Genomic DNA, 21,444 nt, shown 5'->3' with positions numbered 1-21,444 from the left:
AAGCAGCTAATGCCTTATCAACCATCGGGGGTTCGCCTGAAACGAAAAGTCATATCTCCAGCAAGGTGGCTAAAATTTGTGCTTGTTGTTCCTGATCATTGAAACAATCCACTGGCATCAATTTAAACAACTCATAAAACCGACGAATGAATCCTCGCTGTGCTTTGGCATCCGAACCGGTAATCGCTTCAATTCGTGGCTGCAACCAGCTACTGAATAACCAGGGTTGCCCCACCACTGCCAGTACCTCGTTCAGAATCATATCTCCTGCCACGCCACAGACATTCCCCACCTGGCTGCAATGGTCTTCCAACCCGAGAAACATCAGCAAACGGCGCAACTGGTGGAGTGTCGCGGACAAACGCTCACCGTATTGAGCGAACGGCCGACAGGACAAATCAAACGCGACGGCACGCATGAGTACCCGAACACGTTGCTGGCGCTGTGGCCAACGACTCACCCGGGTAAACCACTCCGCCAGCGACAATTCACTTTGATGAATACTTTGCTGAAACAACTGTTTGACGGCTCCCAGCGAGCGGCTACCCTCTGCGCCTAGCTCCAACAGACCAAATAGCTCAACCTCCCAGCCTTCACGCTCAAGTAGTGGGCCAAGTAGTTGCGATAAGCTGCGGCGGCGTAATGGATTATTTTTGCTGTGTGCCAGCATGGCGGCCAACAGTAACACTTGCTGCCCTGCCGATAGCTCACCCTGTCGAAGCTTATTGGCAAGCGAAACAATATCCACATCAAGCGGAATGTTCTGTGAAAACAGCATATCGTTGCTACCGGAGAGCTGGGTTATCAACTTCACCAATAGCTGTTGGCGGCGCAGATTACGCTCCTCAGCCTCAATGGATTTTTGATCTTTCAAACGGGAGCCGAGACTCAGCCCGATCTCTTCCATCGTCTCTTCCAGCGCGGTTTGTCTCACTTCAGATAATTCAATGCTGGCCAATTCCATGACTGAGTGTGCGGGGGTTACTTCGCCATGAGCCTTCCCCACATGTTGGTCAGAGCCGTGAACTGCCAAGGTCTCTGACACATTATTGGCACTAATCATGAGCTGGCTCCTGTAGCCAAAGGATAAGTTGCGCCAAATGGCTACGCAGAGAAAGGCTGACTTGCAGCATTGGCGAACCTAAGCGGGCGGTATCTTCAGGCATGCTCTCATCCCCCACACACTGCACCCGTTCACCCAGAGCAGAGACCACGGCAGGCAGATGCTGCGGGTGAACCTGTAAGAGCAACTTTTCATCGTGCGCCATTTTCTCCACTTGCGCCCCCAGCCGATGAATCAAAATCTGTTCCACAGATTGCTGACCGGCCCAGGCAGTTACCACCGACGCAATCGCTGCCAGAATCTGCTGACGGGCTTGTGTAATCAAGGATGCCTCCAATTGCTCCGCCGCCACTAGCCAGCCAACATGTTGCGCCACCACCTCAGCTTCTATTTGACTCCGCGCTTTAACCATCAGCATGTCTGCTTGTTGCCGTGCTTGCGCCAACAACACGCGGCACTCATCCTGCGCTGCTTGCACAATCTCGGCTGCCTGCACCCGAGCAGCAGACAAAATATCGCGACTCTGCGCCATTTCCTGTAACTGAACCGCCGCAATGACTCGCCCCGCTGGCAGCGAATAATCAAACTTCTCTATCCTGAGATGAAAAGGGTTCACAGCAAACGCTCCAGTCGGGTTAACCAACCGTCAACCGCAAAAGAGAAGGCCTGGGACAAAAATAACGCACGGGGCTGAGGAGGTAATGAGATAGAGATTGCACGCCAAACCACATCATCGTGGCGTACCTGATGTGCCAGGCTATGCCCCAGACGTAAGGCAACCGTGGGCAGATGCTGTGGGCTTAAGCTGGCAGGCAGGTGACCCTGATATCCCATACCAATGAGTTGTTGAATATCAGCTTCATCCAACAGCGGCGAAAGCCTCTCGCGATAACGCCGTAGGCGCAAATAATCACCACATTGTAAATGAACCAACCCCAGCGCCAGACAGTGGGCAGATAAGCGCGGATAGCTTGCCATTCGCTCTTGCTGCGGCTTGCTCAGCACCGCAGGCAGGGCTTGCTGTGGGAATTTTCGTTGCTGAATTAGCGCATTATTCAACACTCTGTCCAGCACGTTACTGCGGCCATAACAGTAGTTCTCTGTTTTAATTCCCATCGCTGCCAACCATAGAGGATGGGCAAACTGTGCGGGTCGCCAGGCTAACTGATGCAAATGCCGGATATCAGCGGTTAACGGTAATATCATCCCTTTTCCCCTTCCATTAGCGATTTATCGGCGCAAATAGCGTAATAAACACACCGTTGACAACCCAGCCAGCAGCACTAACACCAGCCCTAACGCTATCTGTATCGCACCGGCGTGGCGTAATAGCCATTGCAAGCTCAGTTGTGCCTCAGCGTGCTGGTGTGGCTCAGCGGCGATAAACCGATAATTGGCAGGCTGCATCACCACACTAATCTGTGAGTAATCGATACCGGGGATACCATCGCGGATCAGATTTTTAATTTGTGGCTGATAGCTTTGTAAATTGACCTCGGGGGAATACTTGATAAACACTGAGGCGGCGTGGGGAACACTGCTTTTCCCGTCGGTCGGCGCTGGCATGGCAATGGTCACATCGGCATGAATCACCCCATCCATATGGCTCAACATGCTTTCCAACTGCTGTTCTTTCAAATAGACCATCTTGGCCTGCTCTTGGCCAGGTGATGTCACGAGCTGGTTCGACGGAAACAACGTATCCACGGTCGTAAATTTCTGGCGCGGAAAACCATTTTGTCGTAGCAGTTCCACTGCATTAATAAACTGACTTTTATCGACACTCAGCCCTACCGTCCCGCCTTTCTCGGACTGCTTTTCGGCTTTAATCTGGTGCAACATCAGCAACGCCAGCATCTGGTTGGCCTCCCCCTCAGAAAGCCCGCTATATAGCTCCATACCACAGCCTGAAAGGGAGATAACCACCAGCAAGAGCGCTATCGCACGCCGCAGGTGCTTCATTGCATATTGACCAGTTTATTGATGTTCTGCCCGAGAACACCGGCCACTTTAGCCGTTAAATCTACTGCTAATGTGGCGTACATCCATTGCGACTGAACGCCCAATAATTGGGATGGCGACATCATTGCCGTGCCAGGTTCCGCCTGTTGCATTAACTGCGTAAATTTGGCGATTTGTTGCGGCTCACCGGCCGCTGGCTGAAGGGGGGTATTCAACATTGAAGCAGCCTGAATGGCATCAATTTCCATCTGATGATCTCCTTGTTGATAAGCAATTTTATACCGTTGCGGTGTTATGCCTTTAGTACCAGAGGCTGCCGCGTTGTTATCGGCAACGCCAATGACGTTGAGTCAGCAGCAGAGATCCCTTGTTGTAGCAACGCCAACATGGCCTGCGCATCTTCAGATGCGGATGTTGCCAGTAACGCCAGCGCTGCCACTCTGTCATTAAGTCCGAATAGCAGCATTGCCTCGCAGACCAAACGTACCTGAGGGTCCGGTATCAGTTGGGGTAACACATTAAGGATATTTTGGGCTTCAGCCTGTAGGCTGTGATTCACCCCGGCCAAGGCGGCTTCAACCACCAACTGGCGACATTGTGCTGAAAGTAAGATCATATTTTGGCAATAATCCCACTGGTCATATCTTTAATATTCTTCATCAGCGCACTGCTAAAGTTGATGTAAGACGAATACTGCTGCATGGCAAATTGCATCTTGAGCATATGTTCAGGATCAGAGGGATTACCGGCCGCCATCTGGTTTTGAAAGTCCTGACTTATCTTATTAATGCTATTCGTCATTTCGTTCATTAATGCGTTTATATCCATCAAACCTCCCTATTCCATAAGTGACCGCATATGCGATGGGCACTGCTGAAAACGGCGACGGAAGCTATCAGAAAAATGTGCGTGATTGCTAAAACCGCATTCCATGGCGATATCTGCCACGCGTAGCTGTGTAGATAACAGCAATTCACAGCCTTTTTTCAAACGCTGATCCAGTAACCACTGCTTTGCAGACATACCGAATTTTTCGTAAAACAGAAAATTCAATTTACGGGTGGAAATACCTAATTCATCGGCATAGCGCGATACCGTCCAGGGATTGAGGCGATTTTGTTCAAAAAACTCCAGTAACTCATTATTGGTACCCACAATTGATTCCAACAATCTGGAGAAATAAACTGAATCCAGACCTAAACAATACAGGTAAAGAAAGCGTAATGATGCTGAGCGCTCAATATCAATTAACTGTTCAGTTGCGTGAATAACATCTTTATTTGCTGGCAATATTTTGTAGTGATCAGATATTTTATGGGGTAAGCGAAATTTATTCGACTGCACCATTTTACTGGCTAAGTTTTGATATATAGGTAAAAGATCTATCGAATGACACAATATTGAAATAAAAGTGCTCTGTGAGAAAGAAGATACCGTAGCCAACTCGTGGGTAACAACCAAATTCCCCGCAGGTACGGTATAACATTCTCCGTTGCTACGTAATGTTCCCTCTTGCCGAAATAAAACAAACTGTATTGATTTCATCATATCCCTTAGAGAGTAATTAACCTTATACAAGGTTAACAAATAACACTAAAGAGACTATCCGGCATTCACCCTAAGCGAAATTTGTTTGTACATTATCCTTGATGATACCGATTTTTCGATATGCAGCCCCCTCAGCATGAGTTGTTATTAGTATTTCATTTGCTTCCAGCTCATTACTCCTTAAAATACCCTCTATTTCTTTTTTCTGATCATGATCATTACTTATCCACACACCTAGCGCACCGGCAGTAATAATACTGGTTATAGAGGCCACTATTGGATTATAGTTTTTAGCAAGTAAACATAAACTGTTGGTAACGACCGGGTGCGTTAGTAGCCCTATACCTGCTAAAGAGGCCACGATACCAACACGAATAAAGAACGATGTGTAGCGCGCGATTTTTTTGCAATTATCAGATGAAACACCACAGGATTTAGCGAGCATAAAGGCAGCTTGCTGAATTGCATCACTGCCCATGGTTAGCCCCTCTTTATTTTTACTGGCACAATTCCAGTTATGGTAGGCGCATGCCAGGTTAGACAGTGATAACATTAAGTTCACCCCAGTAATTATGGCAACCGGGGTCGCCGCCCCGCCACTGCAAATACTCATGCCAACACTGACAACAAATGAAGCCAGAGAAACCGTCAACTCAATCACATTGATGAAAAACTGTTTTTTGGCTAACTTAACGCTGATTTCATGCTCTTTAATAACAATATCTTTTTGAGTCACAAAAATTTCAATTATTTTGTCCTTAGCATTCGGAACAGTGTTGTTCAGAAAGTCATTTGCTAATGCTTCAGGGGGGCTAATAGAGGGTCTCCCCTCGATATTCGGTTTAACTACCGCATTAGGCTCAGATAAATCATTAACACAATTAATATTGTCTATGCCATCCATCGCTATCCCCTTTTAAATATTGGCCATAACATTCGTATTATTTCATTTATATTTCATTCAATAATCGATTGGCTTTCGTTGCTGTAGACGCATACTCAGGGTTCAGATAACTCATTTCAATGGCGGTTTGTAATGCTTCTCTGGCATCAGCCCCTTTATCCAGCGCGCGTAAACAAACCGCCATTTGATATACCGGTTCAGGATCATTTGCATCCAGTAATAGCGCGGCGGCATAAGCACTCAGCGCCAGAGCATATTCTTGCTGCATTTGCAGAGCTGCGGCCAAAGCCAGATGAAACCGTGACACTAAGGGGCAACAGAGTGTAAGCCAAGAAAAATCGCTAATCGCAGCAGTATAGTCATCTGCCAGCCAGGCCTGATAACCCCGTGTATAGCGCGTTTCTACTTCCTGCGGATCAGGTTGCTGCTTAAAATCACTCATTGGGTACTGAATAATATTCTGTTCTTTCAATACACTATTTATCTTTACACACAGGGACTGGAAATCATCGGCAGAAAAATCGTCCATTGGGCCTCCTTAATTCTATTTCCCCGTACTGACATCAAATAGTAGCCAATCATTACCATCGATATTTTTACTGAATGCTCCTTTAACTATTAATATTCGAATAAGTCTACTGCGGATCAACCGCAACGGCTGATTAGCGACATTATTAATAATCAGCATCCTGACTATCGATATATCAGTAATTTCCTCACCTAAATGGAGCAGGAAATTAAATAATGCCAAAAAATTCCCCGGCGTATTTTTTTCAGTGGAAATCTCCAAAGAACAAATAATTAATTCATGCTGTTCAATACGGTAGATTACCCGATATGCATCAAATAAAAACTCACGCCCTAATTTTATAGGGCTATTTTCGAAAAAGGCTGCTTGAGTCACACAGCCTTTACTGAGTAAGTATTGCTCAATGCACTGAGAGTTAAATTTCATATATCATAATTTCACCGCCATGGAAATATGGTTTATTAGGTTAGTCAAGGTATTGCCAAATTCCTTGAATGCTTGCCTTAGCTCTACTATTTTATCCTGTATTTCATTGGAATTTTTTGAATAACTATCAGAGCTAGAGCTTTGCAGAATACTCGCCATGCGCAAGGTTTCCGCAGCACGGGCTTTATCACCCTCGGCCAGTTTCCCAATACCGATAATAGATTGCCCAGTAGCATTACTAATATGCCCACCAATACCGCCCCACCGGTCGCCTGCTCCAGCACCGACGCCGCTAAATATACCGGATAGCATGGAGCAAACTCCGCTGGCGATGGCCGCTGATGCTGTTTTATCGATAGCTTCGCGTTGATTTTTCATAGCAGTAGCTTTGATATTAAATAGAAGTTCGAATTGTTTCCCACCATAGGCACTCAGTAAATCACGCATTTTTTTAAATAATGCATACATTTGGGAAATAATATCTGAGATATCACTAATGATATTGCCAATATTATTATCTAATTTCCCATCATCATCGACAGCCTGTAGGGCTTTGTCGTTTATTTTTATGTCCTGGCTGATAGGTGTATTCATTATAACCTCATTATATTAATGAACCTGCCACTCTCGTTTGTAGCATGCCGCTTTGATGGATGTTATCGCTTAATTTCTCCAATGTGTCTTGTGCGCTCTGAGAGATATCTTTGAGTTGTTTACTTTGCTGCTGTTTATTCCGCTCAACCCATTGATCCATAAACTGCGTGAAGTCTTGATCAAGCATCAATTTTTCAATTTCTTTTTGCAGCCCTCCATTTTGGATCGCCAACTGGCCACTATTAACCTGCACTAACCCTTGAGTAACTTTTTGCATTATATTTAATGGTGAGAGGCTGATATCTTTTATTATTTTCTTAACCATCTCCTTCATAATTTCCTTGGTACATTGGCGAGTAAATTGTTCCGCAGTGAGCGTAGTGCCTTTCTTAATCGCGGTTTTAACCAGATCTTTCGTCACATCGCCCACCAGTTTTTCAACGCCAGCGTGGGTAAAAGAGTTGCTGATATTGTGCATCAAGGCCATTTCCGTTTCAGTTATCTGCTTACAGGCATTCTTGGCGAACTGTTCAGTTAACTGTTGCACTTTTTGTTGACTTAGATTCTTCATCGCTTCGGTCAACGCATCAGCTCCGCCCGCTTTTAGCACATCACCCGCCCCTTTGGTCACCGCTCGAGCGGCATTAATCGCGCGGGCGGCTTGAAACAGGTCGATTGCCATAGCAAAGCATTCACAACCGAGTTGAACTTTACCTGCAACATCAATAACTTCCTGACATTTCTCTTTTGAGGCTCCAGCCAGCATCGCCGTTTCGGCGGCGGCTTTAACCAAACCGGCGGTCCCCGCCGCCAAATATGCGACCCCGGAAGCCATTGCCACCGGATCCCCGGTTAATACCCCGGCAGAGACCTTAATCGCACCGTAAACTATCTCGGCTAAGCCGATGGCCCAATCAAGCACCATGTTGAAAATACCAGCCTTGTGAGCTTTATCCGCTTGCTGAACTGCTTTATCAATCTGTTGCTGATACTCATTAACCCGTTTATCGCGTAAAAAAGTCTGCACATCCGTCGCCCGCTCCATCTGCTGGCGGATTGACTTACAGGAATCAGAAAAAAAAACCAGGCTCAGGTTGCCAGCCATCGAGAGGATAAGCTGCATATCTGTACTGCCCAACTGATCAAGGGAAAGCCGGCCACTGTCCCCTGCTTTGGCGCCGGAACGGGGTAAGGCGACCAGCAGGCGATCCAAGGCGGCCTGGGCTTTTTGCTGCGTCACCTTGGGTGACGTCATATTCATATCCGCCGAGGGTGACAACCCGGAAATTGCCCACCAATCTGGCATTTTCGCCGGTGCCAAAGGTGTGCTTTTACCTGCGGCAGCCAGTGCCCAATCAGTCTGTGTGTCGGCTTTAAATGCAATACTATTAGGCATGTCTCACCTCCAGTAATAATGCCGCCAGTCCCCGTTCAGCTTGCTGGCGGACTTGAGCCTGCTCAGGGTGAGCATGGCACCAGTTCAATGCGGCACGGAATGCTTTTTCAGCATAAATAGTATTGCCGCAAGCAGAATAACATTCCCCAGCGAAACAAGATGGACGAGGGTCATCGACCTGAATTTGCCCCGCGCGGCTGAAGCAATAAATCGCCTGATGGCAATCCCCGGTTTGTTGATAACACGAACCTAATGTTAACCAATAAGCAAAATTCCAATGGTCGAAACGAATCAATATATTTAACAGTTTTTTTGCGCTGTCATATTCTCCGCCGTGACAAAGTTGTACGCTATATTCATATATTAACGTCAAGTCTTGCTCTGACATATTTGCCAACATACGCAGAGAACCGCCACGTCGCATAAAATTAATAAGTTGATCAGTAGGTTCAATATTCATATCGAATCATCCTTACGGCCATAACTTGGTTAACAAAGATTGCGGGCAATCGTCGTTAATATATCTTTTAAACCTGTCTGCAATGTACTGATGTTATTAACATTAACGTTATAACTTTGCATAAACTTCTGTAACTGTAATTGTTCTTGAGTCATGGTATCTGACGCGCGGGTCTTTTCATTATCTAATGCCGCTTTTACTGCCTGTAATTGTCCTTTATCCAGTTCTGGCCCATTCTTCTTTAAATACTCATCAATACTCATCTTATCAACTTTGATGCCATGCTCCCGCATAAACTCGATAACTGAATCCGGTAGCGGCTTGGTTGTTTTATCGTCACCTTTAGCCGCTTCGGCAATTACGGAATCAACCTGATTAGCGTTATCCTGTATATCATTGGCATATTTTGATCGGGTGTGCATAGCGTCATAGGCACTTCTGGCAAGTGATTCAAGTACGTCCAGGTACTCATAAAAGGCACTCAATCCCATACTGAAAATATCAGCATGCTCACTTAGATTATTACTCAGATTACTGCCAACATTATTAATATTGTTGTGAAGACTATTAAATTTATTTTCCAAAACGGAAAAATTAAATTCATTATTGGAAGATTGGTTAATATACGAGGAAGTGTTGTCTGATTTATTTACACCAGTGTTCGCGACCATAGAAATACTCCTTAACTCAAGATAATAATGATATTTCAGGAAGAGATTAACTACATTGCCTCACCTGAACTTATATTTCTGAGCTGCGTCTCCAGTTGTTTAAACTGTACTTTCATGTTTGCAATAGATACCACCATTTGTGCTTTTTCTTGATTTAAACCATTCGGAAAGGCTTCATTCAAGCGAATTAACCTCTCTCTTGCTTTACTGTCATTTTTGGCTTTTTCTTTCAGTAAAAAGATTTGTTGCTGGAATCCTTTCAACTTCCCTAGATCAGACAGTAATTTACTATACCGACTGTGTAGGTCCCCTAACATGCTCTGAATAGAATCATTATCATTCATATTGAATTTCCTGATGCACTGATAAATATATAATATTATTTTGTCTCACTAAAAAGCATCTGTCTTTTATATTTATTCCATTTTTTCCATAAAATGGCATGATGATTGTTTTTTAATTTCCATAGCGAGTTGACAGTGTTGCTATTATTTTCCCTGCACTACTTAGGGCCAGCATCATATTGTTAAGAGTTTTATAATTATCAGGTGTTTGCTGTAGAGACAATTGTTGTGAAATTAATAACCTCCCATTTTCCAACAACGCATTCTTCTGTTGTGTTTTTTTCTCGTCATATTTAATAGCATCTTCCAGTTCAGTAATATGCGACACTCGTTGATCTCCTAATCCTTAAAAATTCATGGGTATATGGATTAAATTGTTAGATTTTAGTAATGATATGCCTTGCTCTCCAATAAAAATAACTTTATAGCCATTCGCCAGTACCGTCCCTTGCTGTAAGCGTAATCCATTAGCTAATTGCACGAATCCTGAAAATTTATTTCCGCCATAGCTGACAATTGCAGCGGGAAGAAGCTGAGCAGTTTGATCTGACGTGGGGATATTCTGATACCTCACCGCCAGAAAGTCCGGTTGTTGCCGGGCCAATGCTGTCAACATTTCCATCAGTTGTTGTTGTTGGCTGAGCGACAATATACCGCTGATAATGATTTCCTTATTACTTTGCGCCATATGAGATAGCCTAATAACCCCAGTTCCCTCAAGCGCTCAACTAATTGCGCAATTTGCCCATCATGGCTATTAATAACCGCCCAGCCCTTTAACCCAGCCACTGTCGCCAGTGTTTCCTGAACTTTTAACCATTGCCCCCCCATTTCAATAGCACCATGGATTGTGATATGCCCTGGATGTTTCCCCGTGTCGACCTCTATATCCTGATAGCCATACTGGTGTAATACATCCTTGACGCTACTGAGCAGATGGTCATCACAGACTAATTGATTACGAAAAACAATACGGTTAAGAACCAGGAAATTCTGCAACTTAATCACTGCGGGTGATGAGCTACAGTGACCACTCAAAACAACACTGCCATCTAATAACCAGTTTTCTTTTATCCCCTGTAAAGCGGGTTGCTTTAACTGCTCTGAGAGTTGTGTTGGAATATCAGGAGGAAGATAAGCCAGTAGCGCTTTTGGCTGCTGTATAAACCAGAATATAACTACCGATAGCAGTAACAATAGGATAAATGCCAGTACAGATAAGCAGAGTAATAAGCGTGGCCGAGCGCGAGGGATATAATGAATATCACTTAAATTATCGCCCGCCTCACCAACAACCAAGATTAATCCCCCGGTTTCAATCGCCTGTCCGAGTGGGAGTTTCTGTTGTAAATCATACCGCTCCCCCTTAACCCAGACATCCCCAGATGTCTGCAAAGTTATGTGCTCATCACTTATTCTCAAGGTCAATATTTGCCCCTGAAGTAAGGGTAATAATACGTCGCACTGCTGACCCCCTAGCGTAAACTCCCCCTCAGGTAACATCAGCTCACGCCCATTAAGTTCACCATTTAACAGGCGGAGTTTAAACCGTACTGCCATGCTATTCCCCTGTATTAACCGGTACAGCTTTGATCAGAAATAACCTGACAACACTGTGAGATTGCTTATCAGTGCTGCGAAATAACCCACCTAATAATGGAATATCGCCCAGTAGCGGTATTTTGTTTTGCGACTCAATTTGTTTATCCTGGATGAAGCCACCCAATAACAGACTTTGCCCAACACGCAACGTGGCTTGCGTTGAGATATCTGAATTTTGTATTTCCGGCAACGGTTCACTACTGCTTATTGGCGCCTGCTGTTGCCCATCCTGAATGTTAAGATTAAGCAAAACTTCTTTTACACCATCGGCATCAATCATTCTCGGTGTCACTCGCAATAATGACCCAGAGGTGATCGATTCAAGTTTTGCCACTTTATCGCCTTGCAACTTAGTATAAAACGTTACGTTTTTATCCAGTACCGCCTGAATATTATTTAGGGTGACCACCGAAGGGCGTGATAAGACTCTGGCACGTGAATTCTTTTGTAACGCATTCAAGCGAACCATAAAGTTCCCAGTATCACCAATTACAGTGGAGAAACCATCAGCACTATTTTTCCCCGAATTACTATTAAACGAGATACCCGCGCCACCAATGGAAGTAGATGCGGACCAATCGATACCAAGCTGGCTAATATCTCCGGCATCAACATCAATAATGGTCACTGATATTTCTATTTGAACTGGCCGCTGATCCAACTGGGCGATCAAACTACGATAGACCGGCATATTGACCTGACGATCACGGATAATAACTGCGTTTTGCCGAGGATCAGCCGAGAAAAGAGGCATGCTGGTATGCGCCTCATCTTGTTCTTTTCCTGCAACTAAAGGCAGACTATTGCCCTGACTCATCTCGCGCAATACGCTGACTAAGCCCGGTAATTTAACTTGCTGATCACGATACTGATAATTAGAGTCAGCCGCAGAGGCATATTTTAGCAGGAAGACTTTCACTGTTTCTTTATTTTGGTTTTGCTTACGGGCTTGAGACGAAAGCATTTTGCTCAATGTCGTCACCCGTTCAATACAGATAGGAACACCTGTAACCTCAATAGCATCCAGACGAGAAATAGCCTTTATCGCACAGTTTTTTCCTGCGGCTACTCCGCTATGTTGTAGATATTTGATTAAAGTTGTCGTTGATAATCCATCTGGCGATATAAATTCCCTTCGGATGGCTTGAGCTTTGTAAAAATAGAGTATTTCACCATCATAGTACCAGGTAAGATTGTATAGACCGGCTAATTTAGACAGGATTGCTTCTGGTGTTTTGTCGCGAATTTTCCCACTAAAGTGTTCGTTTATTTCCGGGCTAATGACTACCGGGATGCCATAATTCATCCCTAAATCTTTTAATAGGTTAGATACACTCATACCCCGGCTATAAATAAAGAAAGGCTCTCCTTGCCAGGGAATAGCTTGTCCATGGGCCAGTGACACTGAAAACAGTAATATTAAACTGGAAAGTTCTTTCATGAGATAGCCTTGCTGACATGCTTCTTCGGTTTGGTTAAGACGTTTGTTTGGGAAGTACTCAATGTGGCTACCAAGCCACTTAAATGCTGAATAACGGCATGAATTTGTTCTAATTTCATCGAGAGATCTTGATTCTCACCGGCGATCCTCTCGCTATTATCAAGTGTATATCGCCCCCATAACCACCAATTGCCATCGTTAAACTGTAAAGCAAAATCCTGCGTATTCTCCAGCGCCACCAGCATAAGTGCAATATATCGAATAACAGTATTGGATATCATTTTTCTCTCAATAAAAAAAACACCAATACAAATAGAATGATGGTAATCCATCGCTTTGGCAGGAATTCCCTTCAACGTGAATTGAACAATATTAATATCTGATAAATCAATGTCGTTAACTAAGGGTTGTCTCTTCAACATTTCAAGCATCGGCGGTAACTCCTGCATCAGTACGATTTAATTATCCTCCGTAATTAAATATTCGTTATAAGGTAAAACCCTGATTTACTCTTTTTACAGAACTAAATGAATCTATAACGAGCAGTAATGAAATCAGTGTATTTCTTGATATCAAATTTTGGCTGTGGCGTACTAAAAAAAACAGTCAGGTGACTTTATGGAAAATTCATCATCACTCGTCACTCGATTGACACTATTACTGGGCATGACCTTAATGGCCATATGGCTTATTTCAATTGCGGCCATGGCATTCTTCTCATATGAGGATACACGCCAACGTTTGGTGAATGAATTAACCCACATGGCATCATTACGCGCAGATTTAAGTAATTACCAATTTGAAGGCGCAGAACGGGACGCAACCGCATTGATAAGTCGCCAGACAAGTTACCAAGCCACCTGGCGATTGCCTATTAGACATACAGATGATGATCCGAGCGACAATATTCCTTTTAGTTCAGGAATGTGTAATGCCATCCAATCCAGACATGACCTTCGCATCGCTCAGGCATATGGAACTTCTGGTCAAACTTATTATCTCGACAGTTTCACGATTAAAAACAAAGAAGGTATTACCATATTCAGACCACAGGCGGTATCAAATAACTATTTGAACCAGCGACGTAAAGAATTACTTTTACTGCCAATATTTCCTACCCATGACAATATTTTTTGGGGGATGCCGACTTATAGCCCACAACGAGGCTGGCATGTTTCTGTTGCCGCATGTGACCACGCCGGTTCATTAGCTGGATTCTCATTAAAACTGAATGAGTTGGTGACGGATAATCAGCCAGTTGAACAGAGAGATATTAATTTATGGTTGGATAAGAGTGGCGAGTTGTTACCGATATCTCAGCAAAATATACCTTCGCATCAGTTACATGAGATTCTTCGCCAGCTAAAAGACCGAAATTTACATGATGGTTGGCAACAAACACCTGATTATTTGGTATTAAGAACCCAGTTAAAAGGCCCCGGTTGGCAACAGTTAGTTATTTATCCCCGCGTCGGTTTTGCCTGGGAAGCGGCCAAACCCGCATTACATCAACTCCCCTTTGCACTGGCTATTTTGCTGCTGCTCACGTTAGTGCTCTCTTTATTACTGCGATATTACCTCGCTATTCCCCTATGGAACTTCATCAATATTATTGGTGCCACCGGCCCACAAGCGATGGAGCCGCGTTTACCAGTGAAACGCATGGATGAGTTAGGGCAGATTGCTCGTGCTTATAACAACTTGCTAGACACCTTGAATGAGCAGTACGACACCCTTGAAATGAAAGTAAAGGAACGCACGCTGGCACTGGCAAAATCAAAACAGCTGGCCGAACAGGCTAATCGCCGTAAGAGTGTCCATCTAACCACTATCAGTCATGAAATTCGTACCCCTTTAAATGGCACGCTAGGTGCGGTTGAGTTATTACAAAATACCCCACTGACCTGCGAGCAATATCGGTTGGCCGAGACCGCTCGCCAGTGCTCACATTCTTTACTGATGATAGTTAACAACCTGTTGGATTTTTCACGTATTGAGTCGGGGCAAATGGCCTTGTCTCAAGAGAAAACCGCCTTATTGCCCTTATTGGATCAGGCCATGTTAACTATTCATAGCCAGGCCTTGAGTAAAGCCATCACCCTCTCTACTTACGTCAGTTCGGATGTGCCGCTGGAACTGGAGTTGGACAAACAACGCTTAAAGCAGATTCTGGTTAACTTATTGGGCAATGCCGTTAAATTCACGCAATGTGGCCATATTAGGCTCAATGTAGTCCGTAAGGGCCAGCAGCTCTGCTTCACTGTTGAAGATACCGGCTGTGGTATTGATTTGCAGCTTCAACAAGAGATATTCCACCCTTTTGTCCAGACCCATGAGCACGGGCAGGGAACGGGGTTGGGACTAACTATTGCAGATAATCTGGCAAGAATGATGGGGGGGAATATTACACTTTTTAGCCTACCAGACCACGGTAGTCGCTTCTCATTAAGTCTGCCATTTTGTGGGATAATAGTGCTCAAACCGTTTAAAGGTGAAATATGTGCACCACAGCCATTACATGCTCAATTATCTTCGTGGGGGATAACCTGCCCGCCAGAAGGTAATCAATCAGTACACCTGCCGCAGACCCCCTTTAACGATAAAGAGCTGTGCTACCTACCCGGTCGCTTATATAGCAACGTTAAAAAGCATCTTAACGGAGAGAAGCAGCCCGCCTCATCTCAGCAAGAGATACCACATGCTCTCCCACTACAACCTTGGCATATGACCATATTGTTAGTCGATGATGCTGAAACCAATCGAGATATCACCGGCATGATGCTGCGCCAATTGGGGCATCAAGTGACTCTGGCAGAGAGTGGCGAAATCGCACTACGCCTCGGCCAAACGCAGCGTTTTGATCTGGTGCTGATGGATATTCGTATGCCAGGTATGGATGGGCTGGCAACAACCCGCTATTGGCGTGATGATGCGACCAACCAGGATAATCGCTGCATGATTACGGCATTAAGTGCCAATACCAATCCTGAGGAAAAGATAAGGGCCAGTCAGGCGGGGATGAATCATTATCTCTCTAAACCAGTAACTTTCAGCCAACTGGCAGAAGTACTGGATCTGACCGCACAATTCCAGCTCGAACGCGGGGTCACTCTCTCTCCCCAGTTATCAACACCGAGGCCACTATTGAATCTGGCTGACAGCTCATTGCGCCTTAAACTATTACAATCATTGCAACTATTAGTGCAGCAAGTGAGAGAGTCTCTCACCCATACCCCCACGTTATCGCACCAGCTTCACACCTTAAAAGGCTGTGCCGGGCAAGCGGGCCTTATTGAGTTACAAGACGCTGTGATTCAGCTGGAAATAGCAGTCGAAAATCATGAACTCATTACACAGCAAGATATCGATCACCTCGACGAGATAATCCATTTTCTGTTTCAACCGCGGGAGCCCCGCGACACCATTTCAATCATCAGGTAAAGGGAATAACTTTATGAATACGAAATTACTGATTGTCGACGATCATGAACTAATCATTAATGGTATTAAAAATATGTTGGCAGCTTATCCACGTTATCAAATTGTTGGCCAAGCTGATAATGGGCTGGATGTATACAATTTATGCCGCCAGACAGAACCAGACATTGCGATTATAGATCTCGGATTGCCTGGCATGGATGGCCTTGATGTCATTATTCAACTGCTTCGCCGCTGGCCGACGATGAGGATTCTGGCATTAACAGCCCGTCATGAGGAACATCACGCCAGCAAAACGTTAAGCAGTGGCGCGCTAGGTTATGTTCTGAAAAAAAGCCCACAGCAAATTCTGCTGGCCGCCATTCAAACGGTGGCGGTGGGTAAACGCTATATTGATCCCGCACTCAATAGTTCTCTGGTTAATAAACTGGCACAAGGTAGCGATGCCAGCCAACCAGTACTAACACCACGAGAACGACAGATCCTAAAACTGATTACCGAGGGTGCTTGTAATCGTATTATCGCGGTTCACCTTTCTATCAGCCAAAAAACCGTAGAAACCCACCGCCTTAATATGATGAAAAAACTGGATGTGCACAAAGTCGCTGAGCTTATCCATTGGTCATACCGCTTAGGACTAAATGAATAATGTCACTGGTGTTTTATTGATGATAGACACAAATAAAAACCCCCTATCTGTCGCTCATCGATAGGGGGCCTACAAATATCAATGCCCAACTCCAAGCAGCGAATAAATCAGCCCGAATGATCTTATATGAGTAAATGATTCGGGCCAATACGAGCGACTAACATCACCGGAACATCAAGGGTAAAGAGTATTAGCTTTGGTTAACCGGCGTCTGTTTTGGTGCAAATAACGCCTTCTCGTATGCCTTGGCTTTTTTATGGTCAAACTGATGTTCCCACTTGGCAATAACCAGCACCGCTAACGCATTCCCCACCACGTTCAGTGCGGTACGTGCCATATCCAGAATACGGTCCACACCAGCGATAAAGGCCAAACCTTCCAGTGGAATACCTACACTGCCTAGCGTTGCTAACAAGACAACAAACGAAACTCCCGGAACACCAGCAATCCCTTTAGAAGTCACCATTAAGGTTAGGACTAGAATGATCTCTTGCCCAATGGACAGCTCGATACCATATAACTGGGCAATAAATATGGCGGCAATACTCTGATAAAGGGTAGAACCATCTAAGTTGAAGGAATAGCCCGTCGGAACCACAAAGCTGGTAATCGATTTTGGCGCGCCATAGGCTTCCATTTTCTCGATGATTCGTGGCAATACAGTTTCTGAACTGGCGGTAGAGTAAGCTAAAATCAGCTCATCTTTCAAAATTCGAATCAATGTCCAGATACGTAATTTACATAATCTGGCAACGGTGCCCAGCACGACCAGTGCAAAAAATAGAATCGCGGCGTAAACCAAAATAACCAGCTTGGCCAATGGAATAAGCGAGGCAAAACCAAAATTGGCAACCGTCACCGAGATCAAACCAAACACCCCGATAGGCGCATAGCGCATAATCATATGAGTGACTTTGAACATGCTTTCAGAAATTGCTTTAAACACATTCAACAGTGGCTCTTTGGTTTCTTTTGGCAATGAAGACAGCCCTAAACCAAACAACACTGAGAAGAAGATAATTGGCAACATATCGCCTTTCGCCATGGAAGCGAAGACGTTGGCAGGAATGAGCGACAAGATAGTGCTCACCAGGCTGTGGCTACCACTTTGTACTTGCTCAGTGGTCTTTTCATACTGGGAGATATCGACCACCGTCAATGCCGACATATCAATGCCGTGCCCCGGTTGAAACACATTCGCCAAGGTGATCCCAACAATAATGGCGATGGTAGTGATAACTTCGAAATAGATAATGGTTTTCAGGCCAATTCGCCCAAGCTTCTTCGCATCACCAACACCAGCAATACCCACGATCAAGGTCGAAATAACTATCGGTACAACAATCATTTTAATTAAGCGGATGAAGATATCACCTGCTGGACTTAAAATATTACTAACTAACCACTCTCTGGATTCAATTTGATTATGCAGAACCGCACCAACCAAAATACCTAATACCAGCGCAATGAGTATTTGCCAGGCCAGACCTATTTTTACACTTTTCATACCCTAAAAATTCCTCAAAGCATCCTATAAAATGCAAGTTACCAAGCATTTCAAATAGAATACTTAATCATTAAATACGGGGCTATAGTTGATAAAACGTATGGTTCAGCCTCCCGCCAGCCGACCACGTTATAAATCAGTATCATTTCTGGACACTCTTCTGCAAGCCTTGTTTACACTAAGCCCACATGATGCTGAGGCATAACTTCAGCCCCAAAAATCTTTAGACCACAGTAAATATTTGTTATTAAAATAATAAAATCCATCAGAGACAAATAACATCGCAACTGTCTGTATAAAAAACAAGCTAAATTAAATTACATGATAAACTCTCATTGTGTTTTATTTTTTCACTTATTTTGTTTTTATTTTGTTAAATTCAGCCATTTTAATTCTCCGCTTATTCTGGAGGTTTCGCAACCAAAGTCGATTTTTTTTCAGCGAAATAAGAGAAATTTATTCAAATAGAGAAAATAGTAAATTGCATATTTATTCCATTGGGCTTTGTATTTATATATTCATATTCTCAGTTGATATATATATGTAATTCTAATTACAGTAAAATATAAAAATATAAACTTTCCGATGATTGTAAATTAATTTTTAATTTTTTGGTTAACAACTACTATTAAATTGCATTAGTCACGCTACGTTAGTACTTTTAGTGACATTCCCCCTTCAATATTCTTATTTCACGCTAGAAATGAGCTGATCTGCACATTTCCTTTCCTTTATTGCATGATCACAAGGCGCGTCTCCTATCATTAAGATATCGATTCACCACGCAGCACATTAAGTAAGTCTCTAAATCAACATCTTTTATGCGTGATCTGCCGCCCAAAAAAGAAACAAAACGGCCCTCCACACTATAATTAACTTTTGATTGACATATTATTAACAATCTCAAGGAGAACTATTATGAGCCAGATACATAAACACCCTATTCCAACTGCAATTGCAGAGCATGCCCTGATAAACCCTGAACAATATCGGCAATATTATCAACAATCTGTGCAGAACCCAGATGAATTTTGGGGCGAACATGGCAAGATTATTGATTGGATTAAACCGTATAAAACGGTTAAAAACACCTCCTTTGACCCCGGTCATATCAGCATCCGCTGGTTCGAAGATGGCACACTGAATCTTGCAGCTAACTGCCTTGACCGTCACCTGGCAGAGCGTGGCGATCAAACCGCAATTATTTGGGAAGGTGATGATCCTAACCAATCAAAAACCGTCACCTATAAACAGCTTCACCACGATGTATGCCAGTTTGCTAATGTGCTGAAAAAACTGGGCATCAAGAAAGGTGATGTGGTTGCAATCTATATGCCGATGGTGCCAGAAGCCGCTGTTGCTATGCTGGCCTGCGCGCGTATTGGCGCCGTGCACTCTGTTATTTTTGGTGGATTCTCACCTGATGCCGTTGCTGGCCGAATTATCGACTCTAACTCAAAACTGGTGATTACTGCCGATGAAGGCATTCGTGCTGGTCGCGCAATTCCACTGAAAAAAAATGTCGATGAAGCCCTAAAAAATCCAGCTATCACCAGTATCAAAAATGTGGTCGTCTTCCAACGTACTGGCAATGCCAGCTATTGGAAAGACGGGAGAGACTTGTGGTGGCATGACCTGATAAAAGAAGCCTCCGCCGACTGCCCGCCAGAAGAGATGAATGCCGAAGACCCACTGTTCATCCTTTATACCTCGGGTTCTACTGGCAAACCAAAAGGGGTTTTACATACCACCGGCGGTTATCTGGTTTATGCCGCGTTGACCTTTAAATACGTTTTTGATTATCACCCCGGCGATATCTACTGGTGTACCGCGGACGTTGGTTGGGTCACCGGCCACAGCTATTTGCTGTATGGCCCACTGGCTTGCGGTGCTATTACTCTGATGTTTGAAGGTGTTCCTAACTATCCAGGCGTCAATCGCTTGGGTCAGGTTATCGATAAACATCAGGTTAATATTCTGTATACCGCTCCTACCGCCATTCGTGCCTTAATGGCCGAAGGTGACAAAGCCATCGAAGGGACAAAACGCGACTCCCTACGCATTATGGGTTCAGTTGGTGAACCTATTAACCCGGAAGCATGGGAATGGTATTACAACAAGATTGGTAACAGTAAATGCCCGATTGTTGATACCTGGTGGCAAACTGAAACGGGCGGTTTCATGATAACGCCACTGCCAGGAGCCACAGAGTTAAAAGCCGGTTCAGCTACTCGCCCCTTCTTTGGGGTACAGCCAGCGTTGGTCGACAACTTAGGTAACCTGCAAGAAGGTGCAGCCGAAGGCAATCTGGTGATAACCGACTCTTGGCCGGGTCAGGCCAGAACCTTATTCGGCGATCATGACCGTTTTGAGCAGACCTACTTCTCAACCTTTAAAGGCATGTATTTCAGTGGTGATGGCGCTCGCCGTGACGAAGATGGCTACTACTGGATAACCGGCCGCGTCGATGACGTACTTAACGTTTCAGGTCACCGCCTAGGGACCGCTGAAATTGAATCCGCATTGGTTTCACACCCGAAAATTGCCGAAGCTGCCGTCGTCGGTGTCCCACACAGTATTAAAGGGCAAGCTATCTATGCCTACATCACGCTGAATCACGGTGAGGAACCAACACCAGAGCTGTATACCGAGGTGCGTAATTGGGTGCGTAAAGAGATTGGCCCAATTGCGACCCCAGATATTTTGCACTGGACTGATTCACTGCCAAAAACCCGTTCAGGCAAGATCATGCGCCGTATTCTGCGCAAAATTGCGGCTGGCGATACCAGCAACTTAGGGGATACCTCAACACTGGCCGATCCGGGCGTAGTGGACAAATTACTGGAAGAAAAACAATCAATGCAAACACCGTCGTAAATTGTGCCGCCTACCGGCGGCAAACTTAATTAA

The 21,444-nt window shown here is 44.5% G+C and carries 23 protein-coding genes and 1 pseudogene; 3 read left to right on the top strand and 21 right to left on the bottom strand.

All coding sequences use genetic code 11. The features are described from left to right. Nucleotides 1-49: 49 nt before the first annotated feature. The 20 genes and pseudogenes from Q2T72_RS01845 to Q2T72_RS01750 form a co-directional block, all read right to left on the bottom strand. On the bottom strand, nucleotides 50-1,063 hold the full coding sequence (locus tag Q2T72_RS01845; RefSeq protein ID WP_372568543.1) for a TyeA family type III secretion system gatekeeper subunit: 1,014 nt from the start codon (nucleotides 1,061-1,063) through the stop codon (nucleotides 50-52). Beyond that, nucleotides 1,056-1,679, bottom strand: a complete 624-nt coding sequence (gene sctL / locus Q2T72_RS01840) for a type III secretion system stator protein SctL (protein ID WP_372568542.1) — start codon at nucleotides 1,677-1,679, stop codon at nucleotides 1,056-1,058. Before sctL ends, Q2T72_RS01845 begins: the two co-directional genes overlap by 8 nt. Next, a complete protein-coding gene (locus Q2T72_RS01835) occupies nucleotides 1,676-2,269 on the bottom strand; it encodes a type III secretion system domain-containing protein (protein WP_372568541.1) in 594 nt (197 codons plus the stop codon). The genes sctL and Q2T72_RS01835 overlap by 4 nt, the downstream gene beginning before the upstream one ends. 24 nt (nucleotides 2,270-2,293) lie before the next feature. Beyond that, nucleotides 2,294-3,025 carry an EscJ/YscJ/HrcJ family type III secretion inner membrane ring protein SsaJ gene (ssaJ, locus tag Q2T72_RS01830; RefSeq protein ID WP_083161101.1) on the bottom strand — a complete coding sequence of 244 codons (732 nt, stop codon included), beginning with the start codon at nucleotides 3,023-3,025 and terminating at the stop codon, nucleotides 2,294-2,296. Then, the gene (gene sctI, locus Q2T72_RS01825) at nucleotides 3,022-3,273 is read right to left on the bottom strand and encodes a type III secretion system inner rod subunit SctI (protein WP_372568540.1); all 252 of its coding nucleotides are present in this window, start codon (nucleotides 3,271-3,273) and stop codon (nucleotides 3,022-3,024) included. Before sctI ends, ssaJ begins: the two co-directional genes overlap by 4 nt. A 44-nt stretch (nucleotides 3,274-3,317) precedes the next feature. Beyond that, nucleotides 3,318-3,641, bottom strand: a complete 324-nt coding sequence (locus Q2T72_RS01820) for an EscG/YscG/SsaH family type III secretion system needle protein co-chaperone (RefSeq protein ID WP_083161105.1) — start codon at nucleotides 3,639-3,641, stop codon at nucleotides 3,318-3,320. Further along, a complete protein-coding gene (gene sctF / locus Q2T72_RS01815) occupies nucleotides 3,638-3,853 on the bottom strand; it encodes a type III secretion system needle filament subunit SctF (protein WP_083161107.1) in 216 nt (71 codons plus the stop codon). The genes Q2T72_RS01820 and sctF overlap by 4 nt, the downstream gene beginning before the upstream one ends. A gap of 9 nt (nucleotides 3,854-3,862) precedes the next feature. Beyond that, nucleotides 3,863-4,570 (bottom strand): helix-turn-helix transcriptional regulator, encoded by a 708-nt coding sequence (locus Q2T72_RS01810; RefSeq protein WP_372568539.1) that lies wholly within the window; start codon nucleotides 4,568-4,570, stop codon nucleotides 3,863-3,865. A 73-nt stretch (nucleotides 4,571-4,643) separates the two neighbouring features. After that, the gene (locus Q2T72_RS01805) at nucleotides 4,644-5,477 is read right to left on the bottom strand and encodes a hypothetical protein (protein WP_083161111.1); all 834 of its coding nucleotides are present in this window, start codon (nucleotides 5,475-5,477) and stop codon (nucleotides 4,644-4,646) included. A gap of 46 nt (nucleotides 5,478-5,523) precedes the next feature. After that, complete coding sequence (locus Q2T72_RS01800; protein WP_083161113.1) at nucleotides 5,524-6,006, bottom strand: SycD/LcrH family type III secretion system chaperone; 483 nt, start codon at nucleotides 6,004-6,006, stop codon at nucleotides 5,524-5,526. Nucleotides 6,007-6,021: 15 nt separating this feature from the next. Further along, nucleotides 6,022-6,432: a pathogenicity island 2 effector protein SseE gene (locus Q2T72_RS01795; protein WP_372568538.1), complete on the bottom strand. Its 411-nt coding sequence runs from the start codon at nucleotides 6,430-6,432 to the stop codon at nucleotides 6,022-6,024. 3 nt (nucleotides 6,433-6,435) lie between these two features. Further along, nucleotides 6,436-7,026, bottom strand: coding sequence for a chemotaxis protein (locus Q2T72_RS01790; RefSeq protein WP_372568537.1), 591 nt, complete (start codon nucleotides 7,024-7,026; stop codon nucleotides 6,436-6,438). Nucleotides 7,027-7,036: 10 nt separating this feature from the next. Continuing rightward, nucleotides 7,037-8,422 (bottom strand): type III secretion system translocon subunit SctE, encoded by a 1,386-nt coding sequence (gene sctE, locus Q2T72_RS01785; RefSeq protein ID WP_372568536.1) that lies wholly within the window; start codon nucleotides 8,420-8,422, stop codon nucleotides 7,037-7,039. Beyond that, nucleotides 8,415-8,882: a SycD/LcrH family type III secretion system chaperone gene (locus tag Q2T72_RS01780; protein WP_083161119.1), complete on the bottom strand. Its 468-nt coding sequence runs from the start codon at nucleotides 8,880-8,882 to the stop codon at nucleotides 8,415-8,417. Before Q2T72_RS01780 ends, sctE begins: the two co-directional genes overlap by 8 nt. A gap of 29 nt (nucleotides 8,883-8,911) precedes the next feature. Next, nucleotides 8,912-9,553 carry a chemotaxis protein gene (locus Q2T72_RS01775; protein WP_372568535.1) on the bottom strand — a complete coding sequence of 214 codons (642 nt, stop codon included), beginning with the start codon at nucleotides 9,551-9,553 and terminating at the stop codon, nucleotides 8,912-8,914. A 50-nt stretch (nucleotides 9,554-9,603) separates the two neighbouring features. Further along, nucleotides 9,604-9,897, bottom strand: coding sequence for a chromosome partitioning protein ParA (locus tag Q2T72_RS01770; protein WP_372568534.1), 294 nt, complete (start codon nucleotides 9,895-9,897; stop codon nucleotides 9,604-9,606). 112 nt (nucleotides 9,898-10,009) lie between these two features. Further along, complete coding sequence (locus Q2T72_RS01765) at nucleotides 10,010-10,225, bottom strand: EscE/YscE/SsaE family type III secretion system needle protein co-chaperone (protein ID WP_083161125.1); 216 nt, start codon at nucleotides 10,223-10,225, stop codon at nucleotides 10,010-10,012. 18 nt (nucleotides 10,226-10,243) lie between these two features. Then, nucleotides 10,244-11,457 (bottom strand): annotated as a pseudogene (gene sctD, locus Q2T72_RS01760) (type III secretion system inner membrane ring subunit SctD). A 1-nt stretch (nucleotide 11,458) separates the two neighbouring features. Next, the gene (locus Q2T72_RS01755; protein ID WP_372568533.1) at nucleotides 11,459-12,940 is read right to left on the bottom strand and encodes an EscC/YscC/HrcC family type III secretion system outer membrane ring protein; all 1,482 of its coding nucleotides are present in this window, start codon (nucleotides 12,938-12,940) and stop codon (nucleotides 11,459-11,461) included. Next, nucleotides 12,937-13,371: a hypothetical protein gene (locus Q2T72_RS01750; RefSeq protein ID WP_083161131.1), complete on the bottom strand. Its 435-nt coding sequence runs from the start codon at nucleotides 13,369-13,371 to the stop codon at nucleotides 12,937-12,939. Before Q2T72_RS01750 ends, Q2T72_RS01755 begins: the two co-directional genes overlap by 4 nt. A gap of 187 nt (nucleotides 13,372-13,558) precedes the next feature. Here Q2T72_RS01750 and Q2T72_RS01745 point away from each other — a divergent pair, with 187 nt between their 5' ends. Both Q2T72_RS01745 and Q2T72_RS01740 read left to right on the top strand, forming a co-directional pair. Further along, nucleotides 13,559-16,381, top strand: a complete 2,823-nt coding sequence (locus Q2T72_RS01745; RefSeq protein WP_102970491.1) for a two component system sensor kinase — start codon at nucleotides 13,559-13,561, stop codon at nucleotides 16,379-16,381. A gap of 13 nt (nucleotides 16,382-16,394) precedes the next feature. Next, the gene (locus Q2T72_RS01740) at nucleotides 16,395-17,027 is read left to right on the top strand and encodes a two component system response regulator (RefSeq protein ID WP_083161133.1); all 633 of its coding nucleotides are present in this window, start codon (nucleotides 16,395-16,397) and stop codon (nucleotides 17,025-17,027) included. 190 nt (nucleotides 17,028-17,217) lie between these two features. Here the strand turns inward: Q2T72_RS01740 and gltP are convergent, their stop codons facing one another. Next, nucleotides 17,218-18,534: a glutamate/aspartate:proton symporter GltP gene (gene gltP, locus Q2T72_RS01735; protein ID WP_083161135.1), complete on the bottom strand. Its 1,317-nt coding sequence runs from the start codon at nucleotides 18,532-18,534 to the stop codon at nucleotides 17,218-17,220. Nucleotides 18,535-19,452: 918 nt separating this feature from the next. Between gltP and acs the strand changes: the two genes are divergently transcribed. Next, nucleotides 19,453-21,411, top strand: a complete 1,959-nt coding sequence (gene acs, locus Q2T72_RS01730) for an acetate--CoA ligase (RefSeq protein WP_372568532.1) — start codon at nucleotides 19,453-19,455, stop codon at nucleotides 21,409-21,411. Nucleotides 21,412-21,444 lie beyond the last annotated feature (33 nt).

The sequence above is a fragment of the Yersinia sp. 2466 StPb PI genome, assembly GCF_041538325.1.
Lineage (GTDB): Bacteria > Pseudomonadota > Gammaproteobacteria > Enterobacterales > Enterobacteriaceae > Yersinia > Yersinia enterocolitica_E.
The sequence above is the reverse complement of the archived record's forward strand: the minus strand, read 5'-3'. Positions and strand labels throughout refer to the sequence as shown.

Coding starts and splice junctions, on each gene's coding strand:
- Q2T72_RS01770 (WP_372568534.1), bottom strand. CDS start 9,897: ATGAATGATAATGATTCTATTCAGAGCATGTTAGGGGACCTACACAGT.
- Q2T72_RS01835 (WP_372568541.1), bottom strand. CDS start 2,269: ATGATATTACCGTTAACCGCTGATATCCGGCATTTGCATCAGTTAGCC.
- Q2T72_RS01755 (WP_372568533.1), bottom strand. CDS start 12,940: ATGAAAGAACTTTCCAGTTTAATATTACTGTTTTCAGTGTCACTGGCC.
- Q2T72_RS01780 (WP_083161119.1), bottom strand. CDS start 8,882: ATGAATATTGAACCTACTGATCAACTTATTAATTTTATGCGACGTGGC.
- acs (WP_372568532.1), top strand. CDS start 19,453: ATGAGCCAGATACATAAACACCCTATTCCAACTGCAATTGCAGAGCAT.
- sctF (WP_083161107.1), bottom strand. CDS start 3,853: ATGGATATAAACGCATTAATGAACGAAATGACGAATAGCATTAATAAG.
- Q2T72_RS01805 (WP_083161111.1), bottom strand. CDS start 5,477: ATGGATGGCATAGACAATATTAATTGTGTTAATGATTTATCTGAGCCT.
- Q2T72_RS01800 (WP_083161113.1), bottom strand. CDS start 6,006: ATGGACGATTTTTCTGCCGATGATTTCCAGTCCCTGTGTGTAAAGATA.
- Q2T72_RS01775 (WP_372568535.1), bottom strand. CDS start 9,553: ATGGTCGCGAACACTGGTGTAAATAAATCAGACAACACTTCCTCGTAT.
- sctI (WP_372568540.1), bottom strand. CDS start 3,273: ATGGAAATTGATGCCATTCAGGCTGCTTCAATGTTGAATACCCCCCTT.
- Q2T72_RS01820 (WP_083161105.1), bottom strand. CDS start 3,641: ATGATCTTACTTTCAGCACAATGTCGCCAGTTGGTGGTTGAAGCCGCC.
- sctE (WP_372568536.1), bottom strand. CDS start 8,422: ATGCCTAATAGTATTGCATTTAAAGCCGACACACAGACTGATTGGGCA.
- Q2T72_RS01795 (WP_372568538.1), bottom strand. CDS start 6,432: ATGAAATTTAACTCTCAGTGCATTGAGCAATACTTACTCAGTAAAGGC.
- Q2T72_RS01845 (WP_372568543.1), bottom strand. CDS start 1,063: ATGATTAGTGCCAATAATGTGTCAGAGACCTTGGCAGTTCACGGCTCT.
- Q2T72_RS01740 (WP_083161133.1), top strand. CDS start 16,395: ATGAATACGAAATTACTGATTGTCGACGATCATGAACTAATCATTAAT.
- ssaJ (WP_083161101.1), bottom strand. CDS start 3,025: ATGAAGCACCTGCGGCGTGCGATAGCGCTCTTGCTGGTGGTTATCTCC.
- gltP (WP_083161135.1), bottom strand. CDS start 18,534: ATGAAAAGTGTAAAAATAGGTCTGGCCTGGCAAATACTCATTGCGCTG.
- Q2T72_RS01810 (WP_372568539.1), bottom strand. CDS start 4,570: ATGAAATCAATACAGTTTGTTTTATTTCGGCAAGAGGGAACATTACGT.
- Q2T72_RS01750 (WP_083161131.1), bottom strand. CDS start 13,371: ATGCTTGAAATGTTGAAGAGACAACCCTTAGTTAACGACATTGATTTA.
- Q2T72_RS01745 (WP_102970491.1), top strand. CDS start 13,559: ATGGAAAATTCATCATCACTCGTCACTCGATTGACACTATTACTGGGC.
- Q2T72_RS01790 (WP_372568537.1), bottom strand. CDS start 7,026: ATGAATACACCTATCAGCCAGGACATAAAAATAAACGACAAAGCCCTA.